We start from the raw sequence: 12,277 nt of genomic DNA, 5'->3' as shown, positions 1-12,277 counted from the left end.
ATGGGCATAAAAGAAGCATGATGTTTTTTTTGACATAAATTCAAACAAGCCCTAATCATAATGTAAGAAGTACCAAAGCCAATTGATTTAATTTCAGTAATGGCGTTGACTGCGGTCAAAAGTTTTTTCAAAATCCGGTCAAAAATTTAAGGTAAGGAAAATGAAGCTTATCTTTACCAAAAACTGTATCAGATAAAGTGAGAAAAATATATATTTTATTGGGCGTACTTACGGTGTTTTCGTGCACAAATGACAAAAAGGAAAAAAGTCAAACGATAACTTCAACTTCCTCGGCGGCTTCTGGTAATGCGGAAAAAGCTACGGCCACAAGGACTGGTCCATCAGCCGTAACGGATAAAAATCCATCAACATCAAACCAAAAACAAAACCTGGTTGGCCAATGGAAAGAACATTGGGGCGTAGGTGTAGAAACCAACGTAAACTACAATGATCTGTACAAAATCCAGTTGGATGATGCCGGAAAAATCAGCGTGGTTTGCACCAATAAAAACAAGTATAAAATAGACCGGATTTTGTTTGACGGGCAGGAAATCAGTTTCCGCAAGCAAAATAAAGCTTACCCTTCAGGCAAATTTTATGTGTATTACAAGCTGAAATTGCATGATGATTTGAATTGGATGGAAGGCCCGATCACCAACACCAAAAAACAAAAAGATTATGTAAAATGGGAAAGATTGAATGCCGATAATTAACCAATGCTTCTTTTACCACACTAAAATTATACCGGTAAAAGAAGCATTGTTTAATTAAATAACTGCTGTTGTTTTTCCCTCTTCCAGGTTTCGGTGCGGCCAAAAAGCGAAACACCGATGTAGCCGCGCAGATTTAACTTAGCTTTGCCGGACATTGAAATTACAGGCTTTATTATATAAATCCGAAGCGCGTCAAATTTGTGCTTTTATCTACCTTGGAAAAAACGTTCTGATTAATTTTTCAAGCTGTTGCCGATGCTTCTTTTATCGGTAAAAAATCAGTGTAAAACCAGGATTTGTGCCTGTTTTCCGTTATAGTTAATGCCAGCCTGAACGTGACGAAAGTAATTTAACCCAACCCAGTTCTTTCAAAAAGCGTAAAAGAGACCGGAAAAATCCTTTTACTGCTTATGAAAAAATTTATTTATTTATTGGGAATTGCCGGTTTTGCGGTCGTTTCGTCTTGCAAAAAAGACCGTTCAACCGGTCAGGACGAAAGTAATATCAGCAAAATCGCCCCAAATGGTTTTAGCTTCAAAACGGCTAAAGATGTGAACCTGAATTTAAAACTGCTGACCAACAATAACCAGCCTGTTGCCGGTGCCGTTGTAAGCGTTTATGCCACTACCGGTACCACGCCCGGGGATGCCATTTATAAGGGCGTAACCGATGCAAGCGGAAACTTAAAAGCCACCTTAAACCTGGATGCTTCTTTTACACAATTAATTTTAGACCCGAACTACATCGGCCTGATGCACAACGTAAAAGTAAATATCAACAACAGTGCAGTAACGGCAACTATCGGTGGCACAACAGGTTACAGCGGAGACGTTGTACCTGATGCGGCCAATAACAGTGCCCCTTCTGCCGGTGTTTTGGGTACTTTGGGTTTTAATTCTACCGAATATGCCTATCCTTCTCCATACACAGCCACGGCAGATGCAGTGGTCAATACCTCAACTTACCCAACAAATTTGGGCCGCCCGGTTTACCTGGAAGCTACGCCGGACGTGATCGATAATTCTTTGCTGACCTATATCAATGCATCGCTGCCGGAAACCCAATCTGTAGCAAGCAAACATCCGGAATATCTGAGCAGTTCGGCCACGTCCAATATCAATGTTACCGCTACGGCAGATGTTTGGATAACCTATGTATCAGAAGGTGCCGGTTATCAAAACAGCCTGGCTTATTATACTTACAATACCAATAATCCGCCAAGTGCCACTTCCGGTGGAACCAGTAACAACGGGATCAATAAAATCACGATGGTGTTCCCGAATGCTTCCGGTGTAGGCTCCGGAGGCGGTTTAAGATCAGGTGATAAAGTTAAATTAGGGACTTTTAATGCAGGCACAACCATTGCTTTTGTAGTGCTGCAAGATGCATGGACAGGCAACGGGGTAAATCTAAACAAACAAAAATTTTACTCAGACAGCAGGTTAAACCCTGAAAGTACCGCTGCTTTAAGAAAACATTCGGTGGTTTTGTATGATGATGTGCACAAGCTTTATTTGTTTGGGTTTGAAGATACAAACCGCGAAACCCCGTCAACCAATCCAAGTAATTATAATTCTGACAATGATTTTAACGACATTGTGTTTTACGCCAGTGCCAACCCCGTTACAGCGGTATCAAACGCAGGTGTAGCGCAGATTGACAAAAATGGAGATACCGATGGCGATGGCGTTTTGGATGTTTACGATGCTTTCCCGAATGATCCGACACGGGCTTATGTGTTTTATTTTCCGTCGCAAAACGGTTTTGCCCAACTGGCCTTTGAAGATAACTGGCCAACAAAAGGCGATTATGACATGAACGATTTGGTTGTAAACTACCGCTACACGTTTATTTTAAATGCACAGGCACAGGCAGTTACCATGCAGGGGTTATATAATGTTGTGGCAGCAGGAGCTTCTTACCATAATGGTTTTGGCGTGCAGTTGCCGTTTGATGCTTCGACTGTAAAATCAGTGACTGGCCAGCGTACCATCAGCAATTACATTCAGTTTGCCGGCAATGGTGTTGAGGCAGGCCAAAGGAAAGCGGTTATTATTCCGTTTGATAACCACGAAGCCATGATCAAAAACCCCGACAACTCCTACTTTATCAACACGCTTAATGCAAAAAACAAAGTTCAGGGATCGGCGGATTCTGTGCTGGTTACCTTTGTAAACCCGGTTTCTGTTTCCGGTTTGAGCACTTCTTCCATCAACCCGTTCCTGATCAGTAATTTACGCAGAGGTTACGAAGTGCATTTGCCGGGTTACGCGCCAACAGATAAAGCCACAACCGCGTTTTTTGGTGCTGCAGACGATGCTTCCCTGATCAACGGCAGAAGCTATTACACTTCCAGGGAAAACTGGCCCTGGGCAATTAGCTTTAACGATACTTCCTTTAAATATCCTTTAGAAACCGTTAAAATAACCGATGCTTATCCGCATTTTGCCGAATGGGCAGCTTCGGGCGGAAACAGCTTTACCGATTGGTACAGCAATTTAACAAGCGGTTACCGTGTAAATTCAAACCTTTACAGCAAGTAAGTTTTAGGCCGATAAAAACAGTATATTTCAAAAACCCTTTTCAGTTTTTTCTGAAAGGGGTTTTTTTGTTGAATTAAAGCCTGTTTTAATTTACCGGATTTATCAGCCAATGCTTCTTTTATCACCTAAAAAACTGGGAAGCATAATTTGATTTTTTCAGATTAAAAAATACGAACACCAAATTTTTAGTGCTAAAAGAAGCATCGGTTTTTTACAAACGATATCGAATTGCCGCTAAAGTTATAAACTCATTTTTTTGCCGTAAAGCGGTCCATAATTTCCATTGACTCAATGGCGTTTTGGATGGTACTTGGGTTGTCCCTTCGCCCCAGAAAATACTGAACTACTTGCGCAATCATGGGTTGCTGCACGTGCTGCAATGGCTCAAAAGTCAGTTTTTCTTCCTTTCCGTTTTTGTTCAGGGTGATTTCCATCCCGAACACCGGAAAACTGATTTCGCCTTCGGAGCCGATCAGGGTACAAATATCTTTTTGCCTGCCATCAGCAACGCTGAAGCACCACGTACCGTTAAAGGCAACGCCGTTTTTAAACAAAATGTTGCCGCTGACCAGATCGTCTGCCGGATAAAACCCGCCCTGGTTCAGCCCGAAACCACATGCTTCTTTTACCGCCCCAAAAAAGTAAAGCATCAAATCAAGCTGGTGCGGTGCCAGGTCATGGAATAAACCGCCGCCGGAAATGGCCGGGTTTACGCGCCAGTTTTCTTCTGAGGGCGCAACTATTTTTGATTTGTGTGGCTGCAGCATTTTCAAATCTGCAAAACGCACCTCACCGATCGCTTTGTTGGCCAGCAATTCCTTCAGCTTTAAAAAAACCGGCTGCTGCCTGCGGTAATGCGCAACAGCAATTTTTTGCCGGTATTTTTCGGCAGCCTGCAACATTCGTTTTGCCGCATCCGCAGAAACCGAAACCGGCTTTTCTACATAAACCGGCTTTCCGGCAGCCATTGCGCGGATAGCATAATCTTCGTGCTGCAGTGGCGGCGTGGCAATGTAAATGGCATTTACTTCGGGGTCATTTATCAGTTCATCGGCATTGCTGTACCATTTTGGCACCTGGTGGCGGCGCGCATAATCTTCGGCTTTGGCGGCATCACGGCGCATTACGGCAACTAATCCGGAATCGGGCACTTTATTAAACGCCGGTCCGCTTTTTTTCTCCGTCACGTTGCCGCAGCCAATTATGCCCCAGTTTATTTTTTGCATTAGTTTTAAAATGATCAATGCTGTTTTTATCGGTATAAAATTACTTTTTCTTGGCTGATTTTTTAGGTTCCGGCACTTTTTCGCCTTCTTTACGGGCTTCAGAAAGGCCGATTGCGATGGCCTGTTTTGGGTTGGTTACTTTTTTATTGCTTTTGCCGATTTTCAGTTCGCCTTTTTTCATCTCGTGCAAAGCATCTTTCACATCTTCCTGACTTTCTTTAGAATATTTTGCCATGATAATAGTTGTTGGTTCAGCCCGATAAACCCGCCCGCTCCGGTTTTGTTTCCTGCCGAGAAAAAGTGTGGCCCTACGTTATTTTGAGCAGATCAAAATAATATATCGGATTATAAGTATTGCTTGATTTTGGTCCAAAGTTTCTGTATGCTTCTTTTACCACCCAAAATTTGGTGGAATTTAATATCTTTTTCAACCACAAAAATCAAAAATCAAAAATTAATGGCATAAAAGAAGCATTGCAAACCAGTAGCAGATACCGATGCTTCTGGATAATGATCGATCAATAACTTCACTCTTAAAAAGCCAAATGTTTATAAATTGATCAGGTTTGAAACTGCTGATGCAAAGCTTGCTATTTTTGTTGGACAGCAGTCAAAATCAACGGATTATTTATGCTTCCTTTTGTACTGAAAAGCAACTTTTATACAGAAATTACCGTACAAAACCGCAATGAAAGGCAATAACCCGGATTATCTTCTGCACAACGTTAGCGAGATAAGCAAGCGTATTGATTTAATTGCTTTAACAACTGTCGGGATTGGTTTTTTTTTGGCTACAGTTTACGCTTTGCTGGGTTTGTACCAAAACGGGCTGCTGGTATTTGCTTTTTGCTGCGGCCTGGCGTTGTTGTTTTACCTACGCACCAAAATTTTTTCCCGAAATTTTAAACTGCCGCTCGTTGCTTATGTAGGCTTGTCGCTTATTGTTTTTGCTGCCAATGAAGGGTATGGCACAGGGCAGTATTTATATTTTTTTCCGGCCATAATCTCTATCCCAATAGTTTTAGGTAACCATAAAACATTTGTAAACAGGGTGTTAATGTATTTTGTAATAAGTGCTGTTTGCTTTGTTGTTTGCATTTTGATTGGTGTTTTCCATCAGCCCTGGACGTACATTTCTGAACTGAACAGATCGCGTTTATTTTTTATAAATGCTGTTTCTTCCGTTGCGGCCACCATGTGTTTTGCCTACATCAATATTTCTTTAGAGCGAAAATACCTGCAGCAGCTGATTGATCAAAAAAACAATACCATAGATGCCCGCACCCAGTTTCTATCAACAATGGGCCACGAATTGCGCACGCCTTTAAACGGTATTATCGGGGCAGTTAACCTGCTTAAAAAAACTGATGGTTTGCCCGGCCAGCAGGAATATTTCAACATCCTGAAATATTGTTCTGATCAGATGCTTTTTCAGGTAAACGATATTTTGGATTTTAATAAAATCGAAGCCGGCAAATTGGAAATCCATCCGGTAGAAGTTAACCTGAAACAACTGCTGGATAAATCAGTGATGCCTTTTATCAATCTGTTTGAAGAAAAAAACCTGCGACTGCTGTTGGATATCGACCCGGAACTGGATCAGGTTTTGATGATCGATGATGTCCGGATTATCCAGATCCTGAACAACTTGCTGTCCAACGCAGGCAAATTTACCAACACGGGTTATGTTAAACTGGCCGCAAAAATCATCGGTAAAAACAGCAATAGCGTTGAGGTGAAAATTGGTGTTGAAGATACCGGAAATGGCATTGCAAAAGAAGATCAGCAGCGCGTGTTTGATACGTTCGGTCAGGTTTACGACCGCAAAACCCGGAAAATCACCGGTTCCGGTCTTGGCTTGACCATCTGCAACCAAATATTGCACCTGATGGACAGTAAAATGCAACTCAAAAGCGAAAAAGGTGTTGGCAGCACGTTTAGTTTCAACATCAGTTTCAGCCTGCCAGTTCATCAGGTTCTTCCCAAAAAAGCAATCGACATAAACCCGGCAACTTTAAGTGGTACCAAAATTTTATTGGTAGAAGATAATCACATCAACATGCTGATTGCCAGAAAGATGCTCGACAGTTTTGAGGCAAAAACGGTAAGTGCTTTTAACGGTGAAGAAGCCATTGCCTGTTTAACAGAAAACCCGGCCTCGTTCCATATCGTTTTGATGGATTTGGAAATGCCGGTGATGGACGGTTATGCAACAATCGAACTGATAAAAAAGCGCTGGCAACACCTGCCGGTCCTGGCTTTTACAGCAACCATGGTGGATGCGGAAACGCTTGCCCAACTACAGGCCATTGGTTTTAAAGATTGCATCATGAAACCTTTTCAGGCACCGGTTTTGCTTGATCAGATTTTAAAATACGCTTTAGTACCCGCTCTGAACCTGCAATAAAACCCATTAAGGTTTGTTAAACGTTTTTGGGTTGATACATTTGCCGACGTAAAATTTACCGGTAAAAACAGTATGCCAGCAGTCAACAAATTTTTTTACGGTACAAAAGTTTGTTGGCTACCTAAACCGTTTTTCATTTTCTTTTGTTTGTCCGCGTTTTTTTTCTGCGGAGAAAAATCTTCGGCACAAATCCTTAAAATCGAAAAAATACGTTGCAGTTTAAGTAAAGATGATACCGCATCGATCAAAAAAATAGCCCGTTACGAAGTGGCTTTTTACAATGCTGTTTTTGAAACCCAAAAAAACGACAGCCTGACCATCAACGTACGGGTTTATGGCCGAAAAAAAGATTTTTTGCAAACACCTGACGGTACAAACGCCATAAACGCTGGTGCAGACGGTTACTTTTTAGCCGGGACGCATGATGTATATGTGCTGAAAACAGAGCACGTTAACAGTGCTTTGCTGCACGAACTTAGCCACGCCATCCTTCATCAAAATATAACCGATCCACCGCAATGGTTTGATGAAGGTTTGGCCACTTATTTAGGATCATTGATTGTAGATAAAAACGAGATATTTTATACGCCGGTAACGGGCCGGATTGAACGTATTAAAGAAATGGCCGAAAAAGGCACCTTGCACCTGCCCACATTTTTAAACAACAAAACCAAATGGGCCGGTGATAAAACCACTTATTCCGACCAGTACACGATTGCTTACAGCATTATTTATTTTTTGGTCAAAACCAACCTGAATCTAATTAAAAATATCACCGACGGATTAAAAATAGGCCAGGCTCCCATCACAACTTTAAGCCGCGATTTCAACAGTTTCCAGTTTTTTCAGAGCAGATACATCAGCTTTTATAAAAATCAAAACTGAATTTAGGTCTATAAAAGAAGCATTGCCCGGATTATATGCCGCCTGATCTGCCGTTTTTTTCAAAAAATTTAATTTCTTAACTTTTTATTACCCGAATTTTCATTTGGCAATGTTATTTTTAGCAAAAAAATTAACATATTGAAAGATAAGTTGCTTTTATGAAAAAAAATTTACCAGCTTTAGTGTTCTTTTTGCTGATTTTAACCTGTCGGTCGTTATCTGCACAGATTGTACTCGGTACTTCAGGTTCTTATTTTCAAAATTTTGACGGGCTTGCCAGCGGTTTGCCTGAAGGTTTCACGGTTAGGTTCGGTGCAACGGCTTCTTCACTCGGCACACCGGCAACATTAACTACCGCCGCCACAAACTGGAGCAACACGAGCGGTGCTTTTAAAAACTTAGCTTCTGCGGATGGTTTGGGCAGCACGGCCTCGACCGTTAATCAAAGCAATGCTACAAACCGGGCTTTAGGTTTGCGGCAAACCGGTACTCTGGGCGATCCGGGAGGTGCGTTTGTAGCCCAAATTTTAAACACCACGGGGCGCACAGGTTTTAAGCTGAGTTTTAAACTGCAATCTTTGGATGCAGCCTCTCCCCGTGTGGCCACCTGGGCGGTTGAATATGGTTTTGGCACAAATCCAACTACATTTTCAGCAGGGACAACTACCGGAACACTGACTACCGGCGGAGGCAATTTCAGCAACAACACAGTTACCGTAAATTTTAACAGTGCGCTGGACAATCAGAATCAAAACGTTTGGATCAGGATTGTAACCCTGAAAACAACCGATTTTTCCGGCAACCGGCCAACATCTGCAATTGATGATTTCAGCTTAACCTGGACGGACACACCGATCGGAACGCCAACATTAAACATCAATCCTACGGCGATAAGTTTCCCGGCGCAAAACATCAACACAACATCTGCGGCACAAACTTATACGTTGAGCGGAAGTAACCTGACAGGCAACAGCACGATTACGGCAAATGCCCCTTTTACCATATCAAAAGACAATGTAACTTTTTCTGAAACAGCAACTTATACTTCCGCAGAATTATCCGCCGCAAAAACAGTATATGTAAAATTCAATCCAACAGCTACAGGTAATTTTAGCGGAACGATCACCAATTCGAGTGTAGGTTCTGCCACTTCTACCGTTAACCTGAGCGGCACGGGTGTTGACCCCAACAACCTGCTCTATAACTTTGACAACTGTACCGGCACCGCTGCACTTGCAGATGGCTGGACACAATACAGTGTGGCTGGAGCACAGGTTTGGGCATGTACTACTTTTGGCCGCGACCCGAGTGCGCCAACCGGCTCAAACGCTTTTCCATACGGTGTGCAGATCAACGGTTATGCCGGTGGCAGCAACAATACAAATGAAGACTGGCTGATCTCGCCCGCGCTTAACATGACGGGTTTTAATTATCCGCTGTTTTCTTTCTGGAGCCGTACTGCTTTTAATGGCTCTACTTTAAAGCTTCGGGTTTCTACGGATTACAGCGGAAATGGCAGCCCGGCTTTGGCCACCTGGACAGATATTGATGCACCTTTCCCCAGCCAGGCCAGCGATACTTGGACGCAAACGAGAAACATCGATTTATCTGCTTACAAAAAAGCGGGCGTTTATGTTGCTTTTGTATATAATTCGACTACTGAAGACGGTGCACGCTGGACTTTGGACGACATCAGCCTGTACAATTCTCCGATTGCGCCGCCGCCTGCAATTTTCACCAATCCAACAAGTGTTTCTTTTGCTTATCAACCACAAAATACTGCTTCAAGCCAAAGCTTTAACACTTCTTTCAGTAATTTAACGGGCAATGTTACGCTTACTGCCGACAATCCGGCCTATACTTTATCCAAAGACGGAATTACATTTGCCACCACCATAAATTATACGGTAAACGAAGCATCGGGCACTACAAAACCGGTAACCGTCCGTTTTAGCCCGACACAAGCATTGGTTAATTATACGGGAAACATCGGAATCGCTTCTCCCGGCGTGGCAAGCATCAGCATACCGCTTTCAGGCAATACTTATAACCCCGATAATACGCTGGAAGTGGTTAATTACAACATCGAGTGGTTTGGCAGCACGCAGGCCGGATTAGGCCCGACAGACAAAAACCTGCAGGAAGCAAATATCAAAACCATCCTAAGCAGTATCAAAGCTGATATTTTTGGCCTGCTGGAAGTAGTGGACATTGCACGTTTGCAGCGCATTGTTAACGCCATGCCGGGTTACAGCATGGTTGTATCTGATTTTGGTTCTTATGCAGACAATGCCAACGATCCGGATTATGGCGGGGCACAAAAGCTGGCTTTTGTTTACAAAACGGCGATGTTTCAAAACGTAAAAATTTCTGATTTTTTACGCTGTACGGAAGCGCAGAATTGTCCGGATTTCAACTACTGGTCAAGCGGCAGGTTTCCTTACGTAATGGATGCCGATGTAACTTTAAACGGCGTTACCAAGCATGTAACCTTTGTGCTGATCCATGCCAAAGCCAATACCAGCCCGACTTTAACTTCATACAACCGAAGAAAAAGCGGTGCCGATGACCTGAAAGCGGTTTTAGATGCCAATTATCCGGGCAAAAACTTTGTGGTTTTAGGTGATTTTAATGATGATTTGAATCAAACAGTTACGGCCGGTATTACCCCGCCAACAACTTCGTACAGTTCTTTTACCAATGATCCGGCAAACTATTTTCCGCTGACCTTGCCGCTCAGCATCGCTGGAAAAAAATCTACCGTAAGCTACAGCAGCGTGATTGATAACGTAATTGTATCCAAAACCATGAACACGCTGTATGTAAACGGCACGGCCGAAGTGCTGAACAGTGTGGCCGGTTTGGTAAGCAATTACAGCAATACCACAACCGATCATTATCCCATTTTAACGCGCTATGCTTTTGGCAATGTGCCGCCAACCTTAAACGCGGTAGCCAATCAAAACGTTTGCTATACCAACAGTCTGCAAACCATTACGTTAAGTGGCATTACTGCCGGGCCGGAAAGCGGGCAAACCACTACCCTTTCCATCAGCAATTCTAATCCGGGTTTGATTGATGGTGTTACTATAACGGCAGGCAGCAACGGAACGGGTACTATAAATTACCATATCGGAAGCAATACAACTGGTTTGGCAACCATTACAATTACTGTTAAAGATAATGGCGGCACGCTGTATGGCGGCAATGATACATTTACCCAAACACTTACCATTCAGGTTAATGCTTTGCCCGATGTGTTGATCAGCAGTAACCAAAGCATGGAAATATCTAAAGGCACAACGGTTAATTTAACGGCAACCGGCGGTCAGGGTTATACCTGGCCCGGTGCTACAGATGTTGTCAGCGGACAAAATACTGCCACGTTAACCGTTCGCCCAAAAACAAACACAACTTATAAAGTTACGGCCACCAATGCGGCCGGCTGCAGCAGTGCTCAAACCATAACTATTACTGTAAAAGATGATTACCAGCTGGTGGCCAATAATGTTATCACCCCAAATGGCGATGGCAAAAACGATACCTGGGTGATTAAAAACATTGATTATTACCCAAACAATATTGTGAAGGTTTTTGACAAGGCAGGCCGCTTGGTTTACCAAAAACATGGTTATACCAACGACTGGAACGGCACTTACAACAACAGTCCGCTAACTGAAGGAACCTACTACTACATAATTGATTTTGGCGCAGGCTTAGGTTTGTTTAAAGGCTATATCACCATTATCAGAGATTAGATTTATTATCCATACTAAAACCCGTCCGTGTATTTTACCAAATTTTTGTGCCATAAAAGAAGCATCCTGATTATTTTTATGACCGCTGCATCAACCTACTTTACTGCAAACGCTTCAGGCCAAACCATTCCGGCCGCAACTATCGAATTTCCGGCACAAAAAGTCAGCACCAGTTCTGCCGTGCAAACTTTTACCATCCGCGGTATGCATTTAACTGCCACGGTTACGGTAAGTACAAATCCGCCGTTTTTTATTTCAAAGGACAGTGTGGTTTTCAATTCTACAATCAGCTTTGACAGCACCGAACTGGCTTCAAAACAAAACGTTTATATCAAATTTAAACCAACCAGAATTGGCAATTATGCAGATAGTGTTGTAAACATCAGCACAGGTGCAGACAGCAAAATTGTTGTTTTAAAAGGGAAAGCCACCTCAGGCAGATTTGCCTCCTACAATAACCGCCTGGATGCCAACAATATGATTACGCCGAACGGTGATGGCCGCAACGATACCTGGATCATCAAAAACATTGAGCAGTACCCCAACAACACGGTTAAGGTGATGGACAGATCGGGCAATGTTGTTTACAGTGCAAAAAACTATAACAACGATTGGGGCGGAACTTATAACAATGGCCCGCTTGCACAAGGAACTTATTATTACGTGGTTGATTTTGGGGAAGGTGAAGACCTGGTTTTTAAAGGTTTTATCACCATCGTCCGGGATTGATCAAAAAAAGAAAAAC

The 12,277-nt window shown here is 42.8% G+C and carries 9 protein-coding genes; 6 read left to right on the top strand and 3 right to left on the bottom strand.

Going from position 1 to position 12,277, the window contains the following annotated elements:
* Window positions 1–197: 197 nt before the first annotated feature.
* Entirely contained in the window at window positions 198–713 is a 516-nt protein-coding gene (locus ACOFKR_RS09735) for a hypothetical protein (protein WP_419800607.1), read from the top strand.
* Between the two features lie 50 nt (window positions 714–763).
* On the opposite strand, the gene ACOFKR_RS09730 is transcribed toward ACOFKR_RS09735, so the two are convergent.
* The gene (locus ACOFKR_RS09730) at window positions 764–868 is read right to left on the bottom strand and encodes a DUF2147 domain-containing protein (protein WP_419800606.1); all 105 of its coding nucleotides are present in this window, start codon (window positions 866–868) and stop codon (window positions 764–766) included.
* A gap of 255 nt (window positions 869–1,123) precedes the next feature.
* On the opposite strand from ACOFKR_RS09730, the gene ACOFKR_RS09725 reads away from it, so the two are divergent.
* Complete coding sequence (locus ACOFKR_RS09725) at window positions 1,124–3,256, top strand: LruC domain-containing protein (RefSeq protein ID WP_419800605.1); 2,133 nt, start codon at window positions 1,124–1,126, stop codon at window positions 3,254–3,256.
* 248 nt (window positions 3,257–3,504) lie between these two features.
* Here ACOFKR_RS09725 and ACOFKR_RS09720 read toward each other — a convergent pair whose 3' ends face one another.
* A complete protein-coding gene (locus ACOFKR_RS09720) occupies window positions 3,505–4,482 on the bottom strand; it encodes a Gfo/Idh/MocA family protein (protein ID WP_419800604.1) in 978 nt (325 codons plus the stop codon).
* 40 nt (window positions 4,483–4,522) lie between these two features.
* Entirely contained in the window at window positions 4,523–4,717 is a 195-nt protein-coding gene (locus ACOFKR_RS09715; protein ID WP_419800603.1) for a DUF6496 domain-containing protein, read from the bottom strand.
* Window positions 4,718–5,170: 453 nt separating this feature from the next.
* Between ACOFKR_RS09715 and ACOFKR_RS09710 the strand changes: the two genes are divergently transcribed.
* From ACOFKR_RS09710 to ACOFKR_RS09695, 4 genes are all read left to right on the top strand, one after another.
* Window positions 5,171–6,889: an ATP-binding protein gene (locus ACOFKR_RS09710; RefSeq protein WP_419800602.1), complete on the top strand. Its 1,719-nt coding sequence runs from the start codon at window positions 5,171–5,173 to the stop codon at window positions 6,887–6,889.
* 147 nt (window positions 6,890–7,036) lie between these two features.
* Window positions 7,037–7,774, top strand: a complete 738-nt coding sequence (locus ACOFKR_RS09705) for a hypothetical protein (RefSeq protein WP_419800601.1) — start codon at window positions 7,037–7,039, stop codon at window positions 7,772–7,774.
* 158 nt (window positions 7,775–7,932) lie between these two features.
* Window positions 7,933–11,532: a gliding motility-associated C-terminal domain-containing protein gene (locus ACOFKR_RS09700; protein WP_419800600.1), complete on the top strand. Its 3,600-nt coding sequence runs from the start codon at window positions 7,933–7,935 to the stop codon at window positions 11,530–11,532.
* A 27-nt stretch (window positions 11,533–11,559) separates the two neighbouring features.
* Window positions 11,560–12,261: a gliding motility-associated C-terminal domain-containing protein gene (locus ACOFKR_RS09695; protein WP_419800599.1), complete on the top strand. Its 702-nt coding sequence runs from the start codon at window positions 11,560–11,562 to the stop codon at window positions 12,259–12,261.
* The last annotated feature ends 16 nt before the right edge of the window (window positions 12,262–12,277 follow it).

Origin of the sequence: Mucilaginibacter sp. (assembly GCF_965201005.1) — a bacterium.
Taxonomy (GTDB): domain Bacteria; phylum Bacteroidota; class Bacteroidia; order Sphingobacteriales; family Sphingobacteriaceae; genus Mucilaginibacter_A.
This window is presented reverse-complemented; position numbering and strand designations above follow the sequence as displayed.

Bases quoted from the DNA above. Each gene is read 5' to 3' on its own strand.
- ACOFKR_RS09730 (WP_419800606.1), bottom strand. From the start codon at position 868: ATGTCCGGCAAAGCTAAGTTAAATCTGCGCGGCTACATCGGTGTTTCG.
- ACOFKR_RS09725 (WP_419800605.1), top strand. From the start codon at position 1,124: ATGAAAAAATTTATTTATTTATTGGGAATTGCCGGTTTTGCGGTCGTT.
- ACOFKR_RS09720 (WP_419800604.1), bottom strand. From the start codon at position 4,482: ATGCAAAAAATAAACTGGGGCATAATTGGCTGCGGCAACGTGACGGAG.
- ACOFKR_RS09715 (WP_419800603.1), bottom strand. From the start codon at position 4,717: ATGGCAAAATATTCTAAAGAAAGTCAGGAAGATGTGAAAGATGCTTTG.
- ACOFKR_RS09710 (WP_419800602.1), top strand. From the start codon at position 5,171: ATGAAAGGCAATAACCCGGATTATCTTCTGCACAACGTTAGCGAGATA.
- ACOFKR_RS09700 (WP_419800600.1), top strand. From the start codon at position 7,933: ATGAAAAAAAATTTACCAGCTTTAGTGTTCTTTTTGCTGATTTTAACC.